The organism is Aliarcobacter faecis (assembly GCF_013201705.1).
Taxonomy (GTDB): domain Bacteria; phylum Campylobacterota; class Campylobacteria; order Campylobacterales; family Arcobacteraceae; genus Aliarcobacter; species Aliarcobacter faecis.
In genome coordinates this window covers 1,986,151-2,006,397 of record NZ_CP053837.1, presented here as the reverse complement: position 1 = coordinate 2,006,397, position 20,247 = coordinate 1,986,151, and the positions used below count along the sequence as shown (strand labels likewise).

Sequence of the window (20,247 nt, the reverse complement as noted above, 5' to 3'; positions counted from 1 at the left end):
TATTCTCCTTTTTATACTGCTGGTAAATTATATATTGGTAAAGTATCTTTTGAAAAATTTAGTTTTTCTATACTTTGTGGTAATTCAAAATCTTGGATTTTACAAAGATTTGGCAAAAAATCTACTTTAATAATTCCATTTTCATTTATAAAGTATTTTTTTCCTAAAGCTTTTATTGGTGAATTTTGATTAAAAGTGAAGCCATCTATAGCTAAAAACTCTATATTTTTTATTTGAGTAAGAGTTTTTAAAAAAATATATGCAATTTTTATAGACATAAAAGATCCTGGAGTATTTACATAAATAATAGTTTTTATCTCAAACTCTTTTAATAAATTTTCAAAAAGAAGTGGTAACTTATCAGATGTAAGTCCTTCTAATTGAATCTCTTTTAAAAGTTTTTTATTTTTGTAAATTCCAATTAAAAGAGGATTTGAAATTGTAATTACTAAAACTTCTATCACTATTTATTGCTCTGAATTTAGTTGTTTCGCAAAAGCAAATTCAAACATTTCAGCCTCATGTTTAGCCTCTTCTAAATCAATAATCTCATAATTCTCTTTATCTTCATAAAGTTTTTTTGTTAAAAGATGATTTAGATGATGACTTCCTGCAATGGCATCATATTCACCAATCATAGTATATTCTAAAAGTGCCATATCTCCAATTGCATCAAGGATTTTATGTCTAACAAATTCATCATCATATCTAAGCCCTTCTGGGTTTAAAATTTTTGTTTCATCTAAAACTATTGCATTTTCCATACTTCCACCAAGAGCAAGACCAATACTTCTTAGGTATTGAACTTCATGTAAAAAACCAAATGTTCTAGCTTTTGCAATACTCTCTTTATACTCTTCAATTGAATAATCAAAATGATATTTTTGGCTTCCAATTGCAGGATGATTAAACTTGATTTCAAAATCATAAATAATTCTATTTGAAGGTTTAAGAGCAACTTTTTTACCATCTTCTGTTGTTATTACAACCTCTTTTTTTATTTTTATTACCTTTTTACTCTCTTCTTGCTCTTTAATACCTGCTTCTTCAATTAGCATACAATATCCAGAAGCGCTTCCATCAAGTATTGGTATCTCATCATTGTCTAAAACAATTCTTAAATTATCAATTCCATAAGCATAAATTGCACTTAATAGATGTTCAATAGTTGAAACTATAACTCCATCTTTTCCTAAAACTGTTGCCATTTTTGTATCAACAACAAACTCTTTTTTTAAAGGAATTGTAACAGCTGCATCACTTCTATAAATAATGATTCCACTATTTTCTGGAAGTGGTTCTAATCTCATTTTTACAGGAACTCCTTTATGAAGTCCAACTCCTATAATTTCAACGCTCTTATTTAGTGTTCTTTGTTTCATTTTTATTTCCATCTATAATTTTTATTGCACTATTTATTGTATTTGTAAGATTTAGTTTTATCCAATTATAATCTAACCATTCATTTGGATTTGCTTCAATTCCTTGAATTAATATTCCAAAATGTAAGTGATCTCCAAATACTGCACCAGTTGATCCTGTGTTTGCTATATGTGTTCCAGCATTTACAAAATCTCCAACTTCAACATTTTGTGTACTTGTATGAGCATAAAGTGAAGCTACTCCAAAACCGTGATCAATTATTATACTATTACCGTAAATTCCTAAATAATCTTTAAATATAACTTTTCCTGCATTTGTTGTATATACATTTGCTTGTTTTGTACTTGCCCAATCCATTCCTAAGTGCCAAGCTTCATCAATTTTCTCTTCATTATAAAAATAGTGTCGTCTCTCTCCAAACATTGCAAAAGTTGCAGCATTTGTCATTCTTACAAAAGTTTTTAACTCAAAAGGAATTTCACTAGAGTTTACAAAGTTTTTTCTAGTAACATCTCGCATTGTTTTAAGGTTTTTTGCTCTTAAATCTCTATTTGCTTTTACGAAGGCTTCAACAATTGAATCAGGAACAGTTTCATTACTTAATTCCAAAACATTTTTACTAACACTATTTACGAACTCATCACTAATTTTTAAGTTGTCAATTTTTACTTTAAAGCTTTGGATATAAAAAGGAACTCTCATACTTGATTTATTTCCTGCACTATCTTTTGCAATGATATTTACACCTTTAAACTCATTTATATCAATAGGCCAAGTGATAATTGAGATAAAGAAGTTCTTTTTATGGAATGGAAACATTTCAAAAATTTCTTGATCATTAAAAGATACATAATAATCTTTTAGGTTCTCATCATTGATTTCTACAATTAAAACTCCACTTCCACCTTGTTTTATCATATATGAATTTGAAACTACATTTATAATAGGGCTTCTTTTATCAACAATTAAATTTGTAGTTTTTAAAGTTTTATTTCCTCTAAAAAAGTTCCATTTACTATTATCATAAACTTCAATACTTATTGTTCCAATTGTTGATTTTATCTGCTCAGCTATTTTAGGAGCTTTTAATTCAACACTATAAATACCTTTTTCTAAATCTTCAGGTTCTATTTTACTTTCAAGCTCTAAATTTGTAGTTCCATCATTAAAAACTGCTTTGAATGATTGAATTCCACTTTTCTCTGCAATTAATACTTTTATTGGAGTTTTGAAGTTCCAATAGATCTCTTTTCCTTCTATCTCATTTTCAAATTTTACAACTGGTGTATTTCTTTCAAAAGTTGGAGATAAAAATATAAAACCTACTACTATTAAAACTATTAATAAAGAGGCATAAATTGCCAACTGATTTAGACTAAATCTATTTAAATTAATTTTATTTGTAAATTTCAAGAATTTCCTTTAATATTAAATTTTTTGCTTCTAATACATCTTTTGTCTCTATTGTACAACCAGCAGCATTAAAATGTCCACCACCACCAAAAATAGAAGCTATTTTTGATACATTAACTTCATCTTTAGACCTTAAAGAGACTCTGCAAGTATCATTTATAAATCTTACAAAAAATGCAATTCTCACAATACTCATGCTCATAATCATATCTAGGGCATCTTCACAATCTCTAATATGTGCACCTGTACTTTTAAACCATTCAGGAAGGGCAATAATAGAAGCTAATTCACCCTCTTTATATAGTTCAAGGCTCTCTAAAACTTTCGGAATTATTCTATATTTTGCCAAAGAATCTCTTCTTAATAGCTTATTTGCTATAAAAGAGGGACTAGCTCCACACTCTACTAAAAAATTTACTTTTTTGAAAGTCTCTTCATCACATCTTCCTAAAGAAAATGCTAAAGTATCATCATAAATACCTGTATATAGAGCGCTTGCACTATTTTTTGTAATATATAGACCATTATGTTTAAAGAATTCAAATACTATTTCTGCTGTACTACTTTTATATGGATCAACTAAATTTATAGCTCCAAAATTTTCGTTTGAAGCATGATGGTCAAAGTTTATAAGAGGTATATCTTTAGGTACTTCAAAACCTAATCTTTTATAAGTTCCACAATCAACACTAATTGCTAAATCATAAAAGGGTGGTAAAACATCTGTTATTTTTTCAAATCTATTTAAAAAATTAAGATTTTGTGGTAAATCACTGCTTATATTAAAAACTTTATGTTTAATCTTATTTTCAAAAAATAGATTTGATAAAGCTAGTGCTGAACCAATAGAATCTGGATCAGGATTTACATGAGTTATTATTAAAATATACCTACTTTTTTCTATTAACTCTAAAGCTTTTGAGTATAAACTCATATCTATTTTATTATTTAAGATGAAATCTTTTTTCAAATTTAATCAACTCTCATAGAAAAATCAAGCCAAGTTGCTTGATGTATAATACTTCCACTACTAACAGCATCAACACCTGTAAGTGCATACTCTCTAATAGTTTTTAAACTAACATTTCCACTAGCTTCAAGCATAATATATGGATAGTTTTTATTTCTAAATTCTACAACTTCTTTAATTTGAGAAGGTGTCATATTATCACACATAATAATATCAGCTCCCGCATCCATAGCAACTTTTACTTGTTCAAATGTTTCACATTCTATTTCTATTTTTGTAACCCAAGAGATTCTTTTTCTAGCTTTTTTTACAAACTCTTTTAAATTATCTATTGTTCTTAAGTGAGTATCTTTTAACATCAAACAGTCATCAAGCCCAAGTCTATGATTTATTGCTCCACCAATTCTTGAAGCATATTTTTCAAAGTCTCTTAAATGAGGTCTTGTTTTTCTAGTATCAAGTAAAATCACATTTAAATCTTCAATTTGGCTTGAAAATTTATTTGCCATTGTTGCTATTCCACTAGCATGTTGAAGCATATTTAAAAAAGTTCTTTCTGTTGAAAGTAGTTTTGAAGCTCTTCCTTCAAGTTTTGCTAGAATATCTCCTGCTTTTATAACATCTCCATCTTTTTTTAAAAATTCAACATCTATTTTTTCTGTTCTTGCAAGAATTTCAGCATACATAACACCAGCAAGTATTCCATCACTTTTTGAAATAATTTTTGCTGTAAAATTTCCATCTGGAGCAATATCGTAAAATAGATCTCCCCTACCATTATCTTCTGTAATTGCCTGTTTTACAAATCTTTTTATATGTATCATATCTCAAACATCCTCTCTAGTGCTATTTTCGCCCAATATCTTGTTTTTTCATCTACTTTTATCTCTGTTAATTCACTAATTTTATTATCTTTTATAGATTTTAAAGTTAAATAAACATGTTCTAAAGTTGTTTCATTCATAGTTGGACACTCTGGTTTTGTTGAACTTAAGATATATGTATTTTTTTCTCGAAGTCTATTTACCATATTAAATTCTGTTCCAACAACAACTTTTTGATCTTCAGGAAGCTCTTTTATAAATTTTATTAGTTGTGAAGTTGAACCAACAAAATCAGCTTTATCACAAACTGCTGGGTCACACTCTGGATGAACAGCTACAATAATATTTGGATATTTTTCTCTATAAAAATCTATATCATCAATATTAAATTGTTGATGTACACTACAAAATCCATTGTAGCAAATAATGTCAGCCTCTTTTAAATCTGTTCCATCTCCAATAACTGCTGATTTTAGTCCTAAACTTTTTGCAAAGTTTTGTCCTAAACAGCGATCAGGAACGAAGAAGATTTTTTTACCACTTTCTAAACCTTTTTCAATTATTTTATAAGCATTTGAAGATGTACAAACTACTCCACCCATTTCTCCAACTCTTGCTTTTACACTGGCACTAGAGTTTATATAGGTAATTGGAAGAATATCATCATTTGAAATTCCAGCTTCATTCATCTTTTTTAAATTCTCTAAAAAATACCCTTCATCTATCATTCTAGCCATTGCACAACAAGCAATTCTTGGCATTAAAACTCTTTTTTGTGGATTTAAAATTTTTGCACTCTCTCCCATAAATCCAACTCCACAAAATACAACAAACTCTTTATCGCTTTGCATAACTTTTTTTGCTAATTCAAGACTATCCCCTGTTATATCAGCTAGTTCAAATACTTCATCTCTTTGGTAAAAGTGTGCTACTAAAACTACATCTAACTCTTTTTTTAGTTTTAAAATCTCTTCTTTATAATTCAAAATAAAACCTTTTCAAATTTTTATTAAGTGGGAATATAGCAAAATTTTGGTTATAATCCCATTTAATTTTAATAAATAACAAAGGTTATTGATGGATTTTTTTACAAATCAAAATATAATTTTTTATCTTTTAGCTTATTTGGTTGGGTCTATTCCTTTTGGACTTATTTTGGCAAAAACTTTTGCAGGAGTTAATATAAAAACTCAAGGAAGTAAAAGTATAGGTGCTACAAATGTTCTAAGAGTTGTGAAGCAAACAAATCCTACTTTAGCAAAAAAACTTGGTATAGCAACAGTTATTTTAGATGCTTTAAAAGGGACAATTCTTCTACTTATAGGACTTAGCCTTAATTTAAGTTATGAGACGCTTTGGGCAATGGCAGTTTTAAGTGTATTAGGACACTGTTACTCAATATATTTAGGACTTGAAGGTGGAAAAGGGGTAGCAACTGGACTTGGAGTTTATATAGTTTTAATTCCAATTTCAACACTAATTGGTGCTGTTGTTTGGCTTGTTTTTGCAAAAGTTTTAAAAATATCATCACTTTCTAGTCTTTTAGGGCTTGTTGCAGTTGTAATTAGTGCAATTTTTATAAATAATGGTTTAAATATTGGTTCAAATGCTCCTATGTATTTAATAGCCTTTATTATTTTATATAAACATATACCAAATATTATAAGACTTATAAAAGGTGAAGAGAAAAAAGTAATATGAGAGTACATATAGAGAATTTAACTTTTAAATGTATTATTGGAATTCTTGATTTTGAAAGAAAAAAGAGGCAAAGAGTTATTGTAAATATTAGCTTTGATTATGAGTTTAAAAATAAATCTTTTATTGATTATACAGAGGTTAGTAATCTTGTAAAAAGGACAATGAAAGAGAGGAAATTTGAGCTTTTAGAAGATGCTGTTGAAACTTTGGCAAGAATTATAAAACAAAATTATGAGATAGAAAATTTAAAACTAAAAATTTCTAAACCAGATATTTTAAAAGATTGTATAGTAAGCCTTAGTTTATAAAAATAATTTATAAAAAATTAGGAAAGAATTATGAAAGATATAGAAAAATTAGATAAAGAGTATGTACTTCATACATATGCTAGAAATTATATAAATTTTAAAAAAGGTTTGAATGCAACACTTTTTGATGATGAAAACAGAGATTATGTAGATTTTACTTCAGGAATTGGGGTAACAAGTGTAGGGCATGGTAATGCTAGAGTTGCTAAAAAGATATTTGAGCAAGCTTCAAATTTACTACATACTTCAAACCTTTATGTAATAGAACCACAAGCACTTTTAGCAAAAAAAATTAAAGAGTTAAGTGGTTATGATGTAAGAACATTTTTTGCAAATAGTGGAGCTGAAGCAAATGAAGGAGCTATAAAAATAGCAAGAACTTATGGTGAGATAAAGTTTGAGAAGAAAAGATATAAAATCATTACTTTAGAGAACTCTTTTCATGGAAGAACTATAACAACTGTAAAAGCGACAGGTCAGAGTTCATTTCATCAAAGTAAATTTGCTCCATATCCAGATGGTTTTTCATTTAATGCAATAGATGATGTTTATAATGCAATAGATGATGAAACAGTTGCAGTTATGATTGAACTAGTTCAAGGAGAGGGTGGAATTTTACCATTTCCTAAAGATAAAATTCAAGAGTTAGCAAAATTTTTAAAAGATAATAATATTTTATTAATAATTGATGAGGTTCAAACAGGAGTTTATAGAACTGGAGAGTTTTTAGCTTCAAATTTATATGAAATTGAACCAGATATTATAACTTTAGCAAAAGGTCTTGGTGGGGGAGTTCCTATTGGTGCAGTTATTACAAAACATAAAGATATTTGGGGTGCTGGAGATCATGGAAGCACTTTTGGTGGGAACTACCTTGTAACATCTACTGGTTTGGAAGTTTTAGATATATTAGAAGAGTTAAAAGATAGTGGAAAATTAGATGAAACTATTATCTACTTTACAAAAAAATTAGATGAACTTTATGAAAACAATAGAGATATTTTTATAACTCATGTTGGTTTAGGATTAATGAGAGGATTAAGAGTAAAAGATGGTGATACTTTAGCTCTTTTAATTAAAACTGCCTTTGAGTGTGGAGTTATGGTTTTAAAATCGGGAAATAATACTTTAAGATTTTTACCTGCTCTTACTATCTCAAAATTTGAAATTGATGAGGGATTTAAAAGACTTCAAGCTACTTTAAATAAAATAAAATAAATATAAGAGATAATTCTCTTATATTTCGAATTTAAAATTATTTGTCAAATGACAAATTGATTATATGAAAAAATAGTATCAATTTGGTATCAAAATCAAGAAAGATAAAATTTTATTCACCTACATTAATAGAAATACCATTTTTTATAAGTTCATCTTGTCTTACTCTTAAATAGTCTAAATAACTATTTGGGTATTCTACATAATGTTTTCCACTAACATATCTTAAAACTTCTTTGAAATGAAATGGAAAAAGTAAAGCATCTATTGTAGAGATTAATTTTTTATTATCAAAAAGTAGAACAGCTGGTCTATAATCTAAATTTAAATTATTTGCCCACTCTTTTGGAGTTGTTTTTACACCATCAGGAGTTATAATTTCACTATTACTATTTGCATCAACTCTAACAACTGTAAATTTACTAAACTCATCTTTAACATCTTTATTTGTAAGAATTTTATTATGGAAATGTTCACATTGAGTACAACTTCCATCTTCAAAGATAACAGCAAGAGGAGTAGAAATTTTTGATAAATCATTTAAATCTTTAAACATTTTATTTGTTTGAAGTTTATAAATCTCATTTTTTTCAACTTTATTTAAATATGTTGCTAAATTCATATTTTCATATTTTTTTGTTTGTACAAAATCTAAGATATATTGAAAATTAACACTATTTCTATAACCATTTACTCTAGCAACTATCTGTTTATTTGCTGAGAAAATAAGAATAGTTGGGCTATATTGAATTTTTAATTTTTCAGTTAGCTCTTTTTCTGTTACAATATCTCCATCAATCCAAGTTATCTCTTTACTACCTTTAACATTTAATTCGATTACATCAAAATTTGTTTTGATAAATTGGCTCGTTTTATTATCTTCTTCAAAGCTCTCTTTTAACATTTTAGAGCAATATGGACAACCTTCAAAGTCCAAAAATATCATAAAATGTTTATTTTTTTCAGATGCTTCTTCAATATCTTCAGAAATATCTAAAAAGCTATCTTTAAACCAACTAGGTATAGTGTGATTTGATGCACCAATTATTTTTGCCTCTTTTGCACTTAAATTTGTAATAAAAAGTATTGAAACAAAAAGTGCTACAAAACTTCTATATATGAATTTCATAAATCTCTCCCTTATTTAAAATAATTTTATTTTGTATAATAATAGAGTTAATTGTTATATAAAAAACTCAAATTTACAAAATCTAAAATAAATTTATCTCTTCTGGTTGAATAATAAATAATTTTAGTCTTTAAATGATATCATTTTTTAAGTAAATTAGAGAAGATAAACATTTAATTATAATTAAAACTTATGAATACTTATGCAAATAATAAGCTTTATTTATATAAAATTTTAAAAATGTCACAAAAGGTCACTTTATGAAAGAAAAAAATGAATATTTAGATAAGACACCTTATCGATATAGAAGATATGTAGGATATACTCTTGCTACAATTATCTCTTTAGCAATCCCATTTATTCAAATAAATGGTAACCAAATTTTCCTATTATCATTTGATAAAAAACAATTTCATTTAATGGGAACAGCATTTGATATGCAAGAGTTATATCTTATGCCATTCTTATTAATGCTTCTATTTTTAGGAATTTTTGCCCTTACTGCTATTGGAGGTCGTGCTTGGTGTGGTTGGAGTTGTCCACAAACAATTTTTAGGGTAATTTATAGAGATTTAATTGAATCAACACTTTTAAAACTTAGAAGAATAAAAAACAAACAAAAAGATATAGATTTAAGTAAAAATGAGAATAGGTTCAAAAAAGCAGTTGGTATTGCTTTATGGTCTATTTTATCTCTGATTGCAGCTTCAAATTTTATGTGGTTTTTTGTTCCTCCTGCTGATTTCTTTGCATACTTAAAAGAACCAACAGAACATCTATTTCTTATAGGAATGGTTTTATGTATAGCTGGATTTTTAATATATGATGTAATTATTTTAAAAGAGGATTTTTGTATTTATATCTGTCCTTATTCAAGAGTTCAATCTGTTTTATATGATAATAATACATATCAAGCGATTTACTCAACTTCAAGAGGTGGAAATATTTATAATGAGCAAAAAGAGAAGACAATCTTTAAAATAAAAGATTTTGTTGATCCTTCTAGCGAATGTACAGCCTGTGAAGCCTGTGTTAGTGTTTGTCCAACTCATATTGATATAAGAAAAGGGATGCAACTTGAGTGTATAAACTGTCTTGAATGTGTTGATGCCTGTACGACAGTTATGGGAAAATTAGGAAAACCATCTTTAGTTCAATGGTCAAGTACTAATAATATTGTATATAACGAACCAACTAAGGTACTTAGAAAAAATACAATTATGTATTTTGTAGCTTTAGCAATTACTATTAGTATATTATTCTTAATGAGTGGGGAAAAAGAGTATATGCTTTTAAATGTAAATAAGGATACAGAGCTATATAAAATAAAAGAGAATAATGTTGTATCAAATACATATTTATTACTTTTCCAAAATACTGAGTCAAAGCCTCTTACATATGAACTTGAAATTACAAATAATCCAGATATTAAAATTACGAGATTTGAACCATTTACATTAAGTCCAGGGAAAATGGCTAAAAAAGTTGTAATTTTAGAAACAGATAAACTTTTGGTAAACGATAGTTCTAAAGATACTCCTATTCCTATTACATTAAAAGCTTATGCAAAAGAGGACCCAGAGAAAGTTAAGGTAGTTAGAAATGCTACTTTCTTTTTCCCTAGAGCCGATAAACTTAAATAAATAATTTTTGGTAGAGTGTAAAAATAGTCTTACACTCTACCTCTTTAAATTGCTTATTATAAACTTTTAGATAAAATCACAGCTTATATATTTTACAAATTAAATAATTTTTATGGAGTATTTTAATGACAAAATTCATTTTTGTAACGGGTGGAGTTCTTAGTTCTTTAGGAAAAGGTATAACTTCTGCTTCAATTGCTGCAATATTAAAGCAATCAGGATTTAAAGTAAGTATGTTAAAAATTGACCCGTACTTAAATGTAGACCCAGGGACAATGAGTCCTCTTGAACATGGTGAAGTTTTTGTAACTGCTGATGGAGCTGAAACGGATTTAGATTTAGGAAATTATGAGAGATTTATAGATAAAACTTTATCAAAAATCAATAGTTTTACAACAGGACAAGTTTATCAAAGTGTAATCAAAAGAGAACGAGAGGGTGGTTATTTAGGAAAAACTATTCAAGTAATTCCTCATGTTGTTGATGAAATTAAAGAGAGAATTTTTGCTGCTGCTGAAGGAAATGAGTTTTTAATCATTGAAATTGGTGGAACTGTTGGAGATATTGAGAGTTTACCATTTTTGGAGGCAATTAGATCAATTAGGCATGAACTTCCAAAATCAAATACTATGAATATTCATGTAAGTTTGGTTCCTTTTATAAAAGCAGCAGGTGAACTTAAAACAAAACCAACTCAACACTCAGTTCAAGAGTTAAGAAGAATTGGAATTACTCCTCATATGCTTGTTTGTAGAACAGAAAAAGAGCTTCCAAAATCATTAAAAGATAAATTAGCTCTTTCTTGTGATATTGATAGAAATGCAGTTATTGAAGCTGGAGATGCTCAATCAATATATCAAGTTCCACTTCATTTTATAAAAGAGGGGATTTTAACTCCACTATCAGATCATTTTAATATCAAAATTAAACCAAATATGGAAAAATGGGATACTTTAGTTAAAAATATTTTAGTTCCACAAGATGAAGTTACTATTGCTTTTGTTGGTAAATATCTAGGACTTAAAGAGTCTTATAAATCTTTAATTGAAGCTTTAGTTCATGCAGGGGCTCACTTAAATACAAAAATTAATATTCATTGGTGTGATAGTGAGAGAATAGAAGATTTAGGAGCCTATGAAGTTATTGGTAATGTTGATGCTATCTTAGTTGCTGGTGGGTTTGGTTCAAGGGGAGTTGAAGGAAAACTTCAAGCGATTAAATATGCAAGAGAAAATAATATTACTTTCTTAGGAATTTGTCTTGGAATGCAACTATCAATAATTGAGTTTGCAAGAAATGTTTTAGGTTTAGAAGATGCTAACTCTATTGAGTTTGATGAAAATACAACAAATCCACTAATATATTTAATTGATGAATTTATGGATCAAAGTGGAAATAAACAATTAAGAACTCATGAATCTCCAATGGGAGGAACAATGAGATTAGGAGAGTATCCATTTGAACCATTAAAAGGTTCAAAACTTCAAAAAGCTTATGGATTGGAAAAAGAGTATTTTGAAAGACATAGACATAGATATGAAGCAAATCCAAAGTATAAAGAGGCTTTAGAAAATGCTGGAATGATTATTTGTGGAGAGTCAAATGGGCTTATTGAAGCAGTTGAATTAAAAGAGCATCCTTGGTTTGTAGGAGTTCAATTTCATCCAGAATTTACTTCACATTTAGAGACTCCAAATCCTATAATTTTAGAGTTTATAAAACAGGCAAATAGCCTTAAATAATGTCAAAAATCACAAAGCAAAGACTTTTTGAAATTCTAAAAGCAAGACATTTGAATAATCCATATTCAAAACTTGCTTCTATCCCATCACCTAACAGTTTTAAAGATATAGATATTGCAACAAAAAGAGTAAAAGAAGCTATTCAAAACAAAGAGAAGATAACTATTGTTGGAGATTATGATGTAGATGGTGTAGTTTCAACTACAATTATGCTTGAATTTTTTGAAGATTTGGGAGTAAAAGTAGATTATATTATTCCAAATAGATTTGAACATGGTTATGGATTATCTACTAAAATAGCAGATATGATAAGTGAAGGGCTTGTTATTACCGTTGATAATGGAATTAGTGCTTATGAGGCTTCACTTATTTTAAAAGAGAAAAATGTAGATTTAATTATAACAGATCATCATACAGTTGGAGAAAAAATACCTCTTGCTTTAGCAATAATAAATCCTAAGCAAAATGATTGTAATTTTGAGTTTAAAGAGATTTGTGGAGCTCAAGTTGCTTGGTATTTTTGTGCTGCAATTAAAAAAGAGTTAAATGCAAATATTGATTTAAGCTCTTATTTGGATCTATTAACTTTGGCAATTATTGCAGATATTATGCCAATGACAAGCCTTAATCACACAATGGTAAAACAAGGTTTAAAGAAGATAAAAAGTTCAAAAAGAGAAGCATTTAAACTATTAAATCAACATATTCAAAAAGAGTTTTTAGTCTCAGATGATATAGGTTTTACAATAGCTCCTAAAATAAATAGTGCTGGAAGAATGGAGGATGCTAGTTTAGCTTTAGAGTTTTTATTATCAAAATGTCAAAATAGTGCCTATGAGGCTTTATCTGTTTTAGATGAATTAAATAATTATAGAAAAACTTTGCAAGAGGATATCTCTTCTAAGGCTGAAAAACAGATAAAAATTTTGGATAAAGCTGTTGTTGTTTGGGGAGAGAATTGGCATGAAGGAGTTATTGGAATAGTTGCTTCAAAACTCTCAAATAAGTATAAAAAACCAGCTTTTATCTTTTCTATAAATAATGGAATAGCAAAAGGAAGTGCAAGAGCAAATTCACAAATTAGTTTATATGAGTTAATATCAAAAGCTTCACACTTACTTCTTGGTTTTGGTGGACATAAGAATGCTGCTGGCTTATCTTTAAACTCTTCAAATTTAGAGGCATTTAAAGAGATAATAAATAGTGAATTAAATCAAGTAAATGATAGTTTACATAATGAATATATAACTTTAGGTGAACTTGATGTTAGTAGTGTAGATTTAGAATTTATATCAATAATTGAAGAGTTTGAACCCTATGGACTTGAAAATGAAAGACCTATTTTTAATGTATCAAATGCAAAATTAATTAAGAGTGAATTAATAGGAAAAGATAAAAATCATCTAAAACTTACATTAAATAGTGATGGATTTATTTTTGAAGCTTTAAAATTTTATGATAATAATACAAGTTTAACAGATACTTTAAACTTAATACTGTCTATTTCAAAAAATGAGTTTAGAGGAGTTGTTACTCCATCTTTTTTAATTCAAGAGATTTTATAAAACTAAATGTGGTTTTAAAATAGGGGTTGTTTTTCTCTCTAAACTACCTTCAAGTCCTAAAATTTCATCATCTATATTTGTTCTTTCATAAGATGAAGCTAAAATATTCCCAGTTCTCACATCAATTAATTTTATGAAAACATTTAAAGTTTTACTTGTAATTGAGTAAGTTCCAACTGCTGCATATTTTGATTGAACTGTTTTTGATAAGATTTTTTCTTGTTCTCTTGTGAGAAGATTAAAGCCTGATTTTCCAAGTTCAAACTCTTTTCCTAACTCTATCTCTTTTACAACTATATTTAAAGATGAAAGTTTATCTTTTAGCATACTTGAAAGTAGAAATCCTAATTGAGATCTATTTTGTAGTTTGTCAAGATTTACAAAATCTGAAACTAAAACAACTTCTCCAGATCCAACATATCTTTTTATCTTTTGACCAGATTCATCAACCATAGTAGAGATTAGAGCATGAAAGTTATTTGAGCCATTTAATGGGTATTTGTATGCACAAGAGTTTAAAGTAAAAGATAAGAGTAGTAAAATAAGAATGTGTTTTACTACCCTTAGATAAGGTTTTTGCATTATTTCTCTTTAACTATATTTATAGTTCTTGCAGGTGCACAATCTTTGAAAAGTGTACAATCATTTGCTAAATTATGAAGATATGTAGCTCTGGCACTTGTTATTATTTTCCCACTAATATTATCAATAATTCTTGCATTTAATATAACTTTTCCAGCTTGTCTTGAGTAAGTACCAACAACTACATAAGTATTTGGAGTTGAACTTTTGATTTCATGAGGTTTTCTAGAGATGAAATATTCACCTTTATCGTTTATAGAAACAGCCATTTGCCCTCTATATTCAATTACATTAAAACCTCTATTTGATAACTCATTTATTAAGCTTTCACCTAAAACTCTTCCAAATTCTGAAGTCTCTTTTAGCTGGTCTAACCTTACAAAAGATGTAATAAGTACAGGTTTATCAGTATTAATCTTTTGATTTTGCATTAATTGAGTTGAAAGAGATGCAATTGTAGCTTCAAGAGTTGTTTGGCTTGTTACATATTTTTGCATATCCTCTGCAATATCTAAATGGTCTCTGGCATCTTTTACTTTGTTGTACTCTTTGTTTAAGTTGCTATTACTTGTCGCATCAGAAGTGTTTGCACTTCTATATTTATATGAACAACCTGAAAGAATTAAAACAACTAAAGATGTTAAAATAGCAGTTTTAGAAATATTTCTAAACATTGAAAAACCCCTTTTATAAATTGCTAAGATTTTATAAAAAACTTACTTACATATCCTTGAACTAACTTTAAACTTAATTTAATATAATCCATAAAACAGATAAAAAAGGAGATTTTATGACAAAAATTTTAGTTCCTATTGCAAATGGTTTTGAAGAGATAGAAGCAATTACAATAATAGATATTTGTAGACGAGCAGAAATAGAAGTAATAACTGCTGGAGTTGAAGATAAAATTTTAACGGGTGCTCATAATATTAAGATAGAAACAGATAAAAAAATAACTGAAATATCTAGTGCTGATTTTGATATGATAGTTCTTCCAGGAGGAGTTCCAAATGCTTTTACTTTGGCTGAAGATGAAAATGTTCAAAAACTTCTGAAAGAGTTTAAAGCTAAAAGTAAAAAAATAGCTGCTATTTGTGCCGCTCCTTATGCTTTATATAAAGCTGATGTTTTAAATAAAAATTATACTTGTTATCCTAGTTTTGAAGAAAAAATAAAAGATAGTAATTATCAAGTAGATAAAGATGTTGTTATTGATGAAAATGTAATAACTTCAAAAGGACCAGGAACTGCTATAAAATTTGTTTTAGAGATTGTAAAAACTCTAAAAGGTGAAGATGCTTACGCTTCAATAAAAAATCAACTTCTTGTATAAAAAAGACCAGTTTTTGGTCTTTTCTTTCTTAACTAGACTCAAATTAAACTTTAGATAAACTATAAAAAAACTAATAAAGATTTATATAATATGTCACAAATACCACAATTTACACATTTACATTTACATACTGAGTATTCACTTCTTGATGGTGCAAATAAGATAAAACCACTTGCGAAAAAACTAAAAGAGTTTGGAATGACAAGTGTTGCTATGACTGATCATGGAAATATGTTTGGAGCAATAGACTTTTACAATGCTATGAGAACTGAAGGTATAAAACCAATTATTGGAATGGAAGCATATATTCACAATAGTGAAGAGTTAGGCGATAAAACAAATAGACAAAGATACCATTTATGTCTATATGCAAAGGATGAAATAGGGTATAAAAACCTTATGTATCTTAGTTCACAAGCTTATATAAATGGATTTTATTATTATCCAAGAATAAATAAAAAACTTCTAAAAGAGCATAGTGCAGGGCTTGTTTGTAGTGCTGCTTGTTTACAAGGAGAGGTAAATTGGCATTTAAATACTCAAAATGAGAGAAATGTAAAAAATGGTGCAAAAGGTTATGAAGAAGCAAAGAGAATAGCTTTAGAGTATAAAGAGATTTTTGGAGATGATTTTTATTTAGAGATTATGCGTCATGGAATTGGTGACCAACACTTTGTTGATGATTTAATTTTAAAAATTTCAAATGAAACAGGAATAAAAGTAGTTGCTACAAATGATACACACTATTTAGAGCAAAAAGATGCTGATGCACACGAAGCTTTTATGTGTATTGCTATGAATAAACTTTATGATGACCCAAATAGATTAAGACATAGTGTTCACGAATTTTATTTAAAATCACAAGAGCAAATAAGCAAACTTTATGCAGATATTCCTGAAGCCATAGAAAATACTCAAGAAATAGCAGATAAATGTAATTTAACAATAAAATTAGGAAACCCCACTCCTCCAAACTTTAAATTTACAAGAGATAAGCTAAAAGAGAAAAATATAGATATTCCAGAGCCAGAGAATGAATATTCACTAGAAAATGATAAGGTTTTATTTGCATATGAGTGTAGAAATGGACTTGAAGATAGATTAAAACTTGTTCCTATAAGTAAACATGATGAGTATAGAGCTAGATTAGAGTTAGAAATAGAGATTATAAACAGTATGAAATTTCCAGGGTATATGTTGATAGTTTGGGATTTTGTGAAAGTTGCAAAAGATATGGGAATTCCAGTTGGTCCAGGACGAGGTTCAGCTGCTGGAAGTTTGGTTGCGTATAGTTTGAAAATTACAGATATTGACCCAATTCCTTATGGATTACTTTTTGAGAGATTTTTAAATCCTGAAAGGGTATCAATGCCCGATATTGATATGGACTTTTGCCAAAGTAGAAGAGGAGAGATAATTGACTATGTTGTAAATCAGTATGGAAGAGCCAATGTTGCTCAAATTATCACTTTTGGTAAGCTTCTAGCAAAAGGGGTTATTAGAGATGTTGCAAGAGTTCTTGATATGCCTTATGCAAAAGCTGATGCCATGGCAAAATTAATTCCTGATGAATTAGGAATTGATCTTAAAAAATCTTGGGAGAAAGAGCCAAAAATAAAAGAGCTTTGTGAAGCTGACCCATTAGCAGCTAGAGTTTGGGAATATGCACTTGCTCTTGAAGGATTAAATAGAAATGCAGGAACTCATGCTGCTGGAGTTGTTATCTCAAATGAACCATTGTGGAATAAAACACCACTTTTTAAACCAAGTGGGCTTGATACTCTAGCTACTCAATATAATGGGAAATACATTGAAGATGTAGATTTAATCAAGTTTGACTTTCTAGGATTAAAAACTCTTACAGTTATTGATGAAGCTATAAAATTAATCGAGCAAAGACATTGTAAAAGAATAGATTTTAAAACAATAGATGTAAATGATAAGGGTGTCTATGATTTAATTCAAACAGGAGATACTTTAGGTTTATTTCAAATAGAGTCTGATGGTATGCAAGATTTGTGTAAAAGATTAAAACCATCAAATTTTGAGGATATTGTAGCCGTACTTGCACTTTATAGACCAGGACCTATGGAATCAGGAATGCTTGATGATTTTATTGAAAGAAAGCATGGAAGAGCAAAGATCGATTATTTTCACGATGAACTTGAAGAGGTTTTAAAACCGATTTTAGAAAATACTTATGGAGTTATTGTTTATCAAGAGCAGGTTATGCAAATTGTTCAAAGTGTTGGTGGCTTCTCTTTGGGTGGGGCAGACTTAGTACGAAGAGCTATGGGTAAAAAGATTAAAGAGGAGATGGATAGATTAAAAGGGCAGTTTGCTGATGGTGCAGAGCAAAAAGGATTTACAAGAGCTTATGCTGAAGAACTTTTTGATTTGATTGTTAAATTTGCTGGATATGGATTTAATAAGTCTCACTCAGCAGCTTATGCTTTGGTTACTTTTTATACTTCTTATTTAAAATGTTACTATCCAGCTGAATTTATGGCGGCACTTTTAACTCTTGAAAAAGATAATACAGATAAGGTTGTAAGATATGTTGATGAGGTAAAAAGGCTAGGTTTAGAACTTTTCCCACCAGATATAAATAAATCGGATTTAGTTTTTTCAGCTACAAATATTAATGGCAAAGAGGTTGTTATGTTTGGAATGGGAGCAATTAAAGGTGCTGGAGATATAGCAATAAACTCTATATTAAGTGCGAGAGGAAAAGATAATTTTAAGGATTTATCAGATTTTATTTCAAGAATTGATGCAAGTAAGGTAAATAAAAGAGTTATTGAGTCATTGGGGAAAGCGGGAGTTTTTGATAGTTTTGGGTATTCAAGAAATGCACTTTTAAGCCAAATAGAAAAGATAATGGATAGTTCTTCAAAAGCTTCAAATGCTAAAAAAATGGCAACAGGTTCACTTTTTGGTGATAGTGATGAACTTACAAAAATTGAAATAGAGCTTGATAATTTACCTGAATACTCACAAAAAGAGCTACTTGAACTTGAAAAAGCTAGTTTAGGATTTTATGTTTCAGGACACCCTCTTGATGAGTATAAAGAGCAAATAGAGAAGATAAACTATACTTTAAGTTCGAGTATTGATGAACTTGCTGATGGAAGCCAGATTTTAATAGTTGGGAAAGTGGAAGAGATAGTTGAAAAAATTTCTAAAAAAGGTTCAAAATTTGGTATTGTTTCAATTTTAGATTATCATGGAACTATAGAGTTTATGTTATTTGAAGATAAATTAAAAGAGCTTCAAGAGAGTTTTAATTTAGATGAACCAATAGCAATTAAAGTTAGAATCTCAAAAAACGACCAATTTACAAGAATGAGTGTTTTAAAGATAGAGACTATTTTTGATGCACAAAAAGAGAAAGTAAAAATAAAACAAAAAGAGATAGTTGAACCACCACTTATTATAGCACTTCCTTTTAGTGAAGATGAGCTTATAATTCACGATTTATTTGATTTAGTAGTAAATAATCAAGGAAAAAGAGAGTTGAAAGTTTTAATAAAATCAAAATTAGCAGATTTAGAACTTGATAGTGCAATAAAAGTAAATAGTGATATTGAAAAATTAATACATAATATAAAAGGAGCATATATAGTAGATGTTGAAAATTCTTCTAACAAATGATGATGGATATGATGCAGTTGGATTAAAAGCTTTAATAAAAGTTCTTAGTCCAATAGCAAAAATTATGGTAGTAGCCCCAGCGAAAAATAAATCAGCTTGTGGGCATTCACTAACTTTAGATAGACCTTTAAGGCTTATTAGTATAGACGATGATTTTTATAAGATAGATGATGCAACACCAACAGATTGTATATATCTATCATTAGGAAATCTATTTAAAAATGGTTATAGACCAGATTTAGTAATAAGTGGAATAAATATTGGTGCAAATATGGGAGAAGATATTACATATAGTGGAACTTGCAGTGCTGCTATGGAGGCAATTTTACATAAAATTCCTGCAATTGCTATTTCTCAAGTTTGTAAAGATATGTGCCGACACATTGCATATAATTGGGATTTTGAATTAGCTTGTAAAGCTATTGTTACACTAGTAGAGAAGATTTTTCAAGGGGAATTTCCATTAGATGAAAGAAAGTTTTTAAATGTTAATATTCCACCAATTAGTGCAAAAGAGTGTAAGGGATTTAAGATTACAAAAGCTGGATATAGAGAGTATGGAAATGATGCTTCAAGACATACAAATCCAAGAGGAGAAGAGTACTATTGGATAGGGCTTCACCCTCTTAGCTGGAGAAGTAGTGTGGATGGATCTTGCGATTTTGAAGCAGTAAAAGATGGATATGTTTCTATAACTCCTGTTCATCTTGATATGACATCTTATGATGATATAACAAAACTAGAAAATTGGTTAAATAAATAAAAATAAAAAGGAAATTCCA

At 28.5% G+C, this 20,247-nt stretch carries 18 protein-coding genes; 9 read left to right on the top strand and 9 right to left on the bottom strand.

Features of this window, described 5'->3' with window-relative positions; all coding sequences use genetic code 11:
* Window positions 1-11: 11 nt before the first annotated feature.
* Genes AFAEC_RS10070 through nadA form a run of 6 tightly spaced genes read right to left on the bottom strand, consistent with a single transcriptional unit; the run spans window position 12 to window position 5,576 of the window.
* Window positions 12-464, bottom strand: a complete 453-nt coding sequence (locus AFAEC_RS10070; protein WP_026805057.1) for a hypothetical protein — start codon at window positions 462-464, stop codon at window positions 12-14.
* Between the two features lie 3 nt (window positions 465-467).
* A complete protein-coding gene (gene lpxC / locus AFAEC_RS10065) occupies window positions 468-1,382 on the bottom strand; it encodes a UDP-3-O-acyl-N-acetylglucosamine deacetylase (RefSeq protein WP_026805058.1) in 915 nt (304 codons plus the stop codon).
* Window positions 1,360-2,796: a M23 family metallopeptidase gene (locus AFAEC_RS10060; RefSeq protein WP_081754488.1), complete on the bottom strand. Its 1,437-nt coding sequence runs from the start codon at window positions 2,794-2,796 to the stop codon at window positions 1,360-1,362. The genes lpxC and AFAEC_RS10060 overlap by 23 nt, the downstream gene beginning before the upstream one ends.
* Entirely contained in the window at window positions 2,780-3,766 is a 987-nt protein-coding gene (locus AFAEC_RS10055) for a DHH family phosphoesterase (RefSeq protein ID WP_026805060.1), read from the bottom strand. The genes AFAEC_RS10060 and AFAEC_RS10055 overlap by 17 nt, the downstream gene beginning before the upstream one ends.
* A gap of 2 nt (window positions 3,767-3,768) precedes the next feature.
* Complete coding sequence (gene nadC / locus AFAEC_RS10050; protein WP_026805061.1) at window positions 3,769-4,590, bottom strand: carboxylating nicotinate-nucleotide diphosphorylase; 822 nt, start codon at window positions 4,588-4,590, stop codon at window positions 3,769-3,771.
* A complete protein-coding gene (nadA, locus tag AFAEC_RS10045; protein ID WP_026805062.1) occupies window positions 4,587-5,576 on the bottom strand; it encodes a quinolinate synthase NadA in 990 nt (329 codons plus the stop codon). The genes nadC and nadA overlap by 4 nt, the downstream gene beginning before the upstream one ends.
* A gap of 91 nt (window positions 5,577-5,667) precedes the next feature.
* On the opposite strand from nadA, the gene plsY reads away from it, so the two are divergent.
* Genes plsY through AFAEC_RS10030 form a run of 3 tightly spaced genes read left to right on the top strand, consistent with a single transcriptional unit; the run spans window position 5,668 to window position 7,817 of the window.
* Window positions 5,668-6,291, top strand: coding sequence for a glycerol-3-phosphate 1-O-acyltransferase PlsY (plsY, locus tag AFAEC_RS10040; protein WP_026805063.1), 624 nt, complete (start codon window positions 5,668-5,670; stop codon window positions 6,289-6,291).
* On the top strand, window positions 6,288-6,599 hold the full coding sequence (locus tag AFAEC_RS10035) for a dihydroneopterin aldolase (RefSeq protein ID WP_026805064.1): 312 nt from the start codon (window positions 6,288-6,290) through the stop codon (window positions 6,597-6,599). The genes plsY and AFAEC_RS10035 overlap by 4 nt, the downstream gene beginning before the upstream one ends.
* 30 nt (window positions 6,600-6,629) lie before the next feature.
* Window positions 6,630-7,817, top strand: coding sequence for an aspartate aminotransferase family protein (locus AFAEC_RS10030; protein ID WP_026805065.1), 1,188 nt, complete (start codon window positions 6,630-6,632; stop codon window positions 7,815-7,817).
* A gap of 112 nt (window positions 7,818-7,929) precedes the next feature.
* On the opposite strand, the gene AFAEC_RS10025 is transcribed toward AFAEC_RS10030, so the two are convergent.
* On the bottom strand, window positions 7,930-8,946 hold the full coding sequence (locus AFAEC_RS10025) for a thioredoxin family protein (protein ID WP_026805066.1): 1,017 nt from the start codon (window positions 8,944-8,946) through the stop codon (window positions 7,930-7,932).
* Between the two features lie 260 nt (window positions 8,947-9,206).
* On the opposite strand from AFAEC_RS10025, the gene ccoG reads away from it, so the two are divergent.
* The 3 genes from ccoG (at window position 9,207) to recJ (ending at window position 13,896) form a co-directional block, all read left to right on the top strand.
* Entirely contained in the window at window positions 9,207-10,589 is a 1,383-nt protein-coding gene (gene ccoG, locus AFAEC_RS10020) for a cytochrome c oxidase accessory protein CcoG (protein WP_026805067.1), read from the top strand.
* A 125-nt stretch (window positions 10,590-10,714) separates the two neighbouring features.
* The gene (locus AFAEC_RS10015) at window positions 10,715-12,331 is read left to right on the top strand and encodes a CTP synthase (protein ID WP_026805068.1); all 1,617 of its coding nucleotides are present in this window, start codon (window positions 10,715-10,717) and stop codon (window positions 12,329-12,331) included.
* Window positions 12,331-13,896: a single-stranded-DNA-specific exonuclease RecJ gene (gene recJ / locus AFAEC_RS10010; RefSeq protein WP_026805069.1), complete on the top strand. Its 1,566-nt coding sequence runs from the start codon at window positions 12,331-12,333 to the stop codon at window positions 13,894-13,896. Before AFAEC_RS10015 ends, recJ begins: the two co-directional genes overlap by 1 nt.
* Here the strand turns inward: recJ and AFAEC_RS10005 are convergent.
* Window positions 13,891-14,478 (bottom strand): FlgO family outer membrane protein, encoded by a 588-nt coding sequence (locus tag AFAEC_RS10005; RefSeq protein ID WP_026805070.1) that lies wholly within the window; start codon window positions 14,476-14,478, stop codon window positions 13,891-13,893. The two genes, recJ and AFAEC_RS10005, sit on opposite strands and share 6 nt — an antisense overlap.
* Window positions 14,478-15,152 carry a FlgO family outer membrane protein gene (locus AFAEC_RS10000; RefSeq protein WP_026805071.1) on the bottom strand — a complete coding sequence of 225 codons (675 nt, stop codon included), beginning with the start codon at window positions 15,150-15,152 and terminating at the stop codon, window positions 14,478-14,480. Before AFAEC_RS10000 ends, AFAEC_RS10005 begins: the two co-directional genes overlap by 1 nt.
* A gap of 116 nt (window positions 15,153-15,268) precedes the next feature.
* Between AFAEC_RS10000 and AFAEC_RS09995 the strand changes: the two genes are divergently transcribed.
* The 3 genes from AFAEC_RS09995 to surE all read left to right on the top strand — a co-directional run bounded on the left by AFAEC_RS09995 (window position 15,269) and on the right by surE (window position 20,228).
* Window positions 15,269-15,811 carry a DJ-1 family glyoxalase III gene (locus AFAEC_RS09995; RefSeq protein ID WP_026805072.1) on the top strand — a complete coding sequence of 181 codons (543 nt, stop codon included), beginning with the start codon at window positions 15,269-15,271 and terminating at the stop codon, window positions 15,809-15,811.
* Between the two features lie 90 nt (window positions 15,812-15,901).
* On the top strand, window positions 15,902-19,465 hold the full coding sequence (gene dnaE, locus AFAEC_RS09990; protein WP_026805073.1) for a DNA polymerase III subunit alpha: 3,564 nt from the start codon (window positions 15,902-15,904) through the stop codon (window positions 19,463-19,465).
* Complete coding sequence (gene surE / locus AFAEC_RS09985) at window positions 19,440-20,228, top strand: 5'/3'-nucleotidase SurE (protein ID WP_026805074.1); 789 nt, start codon at window positions 19,440-19,442, stop codon at window positions 20,226-20,228. Before dnaE ends, surE begins: the two co-directional genes overlap by 26 nt.
* Window positions 20,229-20,247: the final 19 nt, after the last annotated feature.

What these genes read in the sequence shown, in the direction of transcription:
- lpxC (WP_026805058.1), bottom strand. Translation starts at nt 1,382, where the DNA reads ATGAAACAAAGAACACTAAATAAGAGCGTTGAAATTATAGGAGTTGGA.
- nadC (WP_026805061.1), bottom strand. Translation starts at nt 4,590, where the DNA reads ATGATACATATAAAAAGATTTGTAAAACAGGCAATTACAGAAGATAAT.
- plsY (WP_026805063.1), top strand. Translation starts at nt 5,668, where the DNA reads ATGGATTTTTTTACAAATCAAAATATAATTTTTTATCTTTTAGCTTAT.
- AFAEC_RS10035 (WP_026805064.1), top strand. Translation starts at nt 6,288, where the DNA reads ATGAGAGTACATATAGAGAATTTAACTTTTAAATGTATTATTGGAATT.
- AFAEC_RS10030 (WP_026805065.1), top strand. Translation starts at nt 6,630, where the DNA reads ATGAAAGATATAGAAAAATTAGATAAAGAGTATGTACTTCATACATAT.
- AFAEC_RS10025 (WP_026805066.1), bottom strand. Translation starts at nt 8,946, where the DNA reads ATGAAATTCATATATAGAAGTTTTGTAGCACTTTTTGTTTCAATACTT.
- ccoG (WP_026805067.1), top strand. Translation starts at nt 9,207, where the DNA reads ATGAAAGAAAAAAATGAATATTTAGATAAGACACCTTATCGATATAGA.
- AFAEC_RS10015 (WP_026805068.1), top strand. Translation starts at nt 10,715, where the DNA reads ATGACAAAATTCATTTTTGTAACGGGTGGAGTTCTTAGTTCTTTAGGA.
- recJ (WP_026805069.1), top strand. Translation starts at nt 12,331, where the DNA reads ATGTCAAAAATCACAAAGCAAAGACTTTTTGAAATTCTAAAAGCAAGA.
- AFAEC_RS10005 (WP_026805070.1), bottom strand. Translation starts at nt 14,478, where the DNA reads ATGCAAAAACCTTATCTAAGGGTAGTAAAACACATTCTTATTTTACTA.
- AFAEC_RS10000 (WP_026805071.1), bottom strand. Translation starts at nt 15,152, where the DNA reads ATGTTTAGAAATATTTCTAAAACTGCTATTTTAACATCTTTAGTTGTT.
- AFAEC_RS09995 (WP_026805072.1), top strand. Translation starts at nt 15,269, where the DNA reads ATGACAAAAATTTTAGTTCCTATTGCAAATGGTTTTGAAGAGATAGAA.
- dnaE (WP_026805073.1), top strand. Translation starts at nt 15,902, where the DNA reads ATGTCACAAATACCACAATTTACACATTTACATTTACATACTGAGTAT.
- surE (WP_026805074.1), top strand. Translation starts at nt 19,440, where the DNA reads ATGTTGAAAATTCTTCTAACAAATGATGATGGATATGATGCAGTTGGA.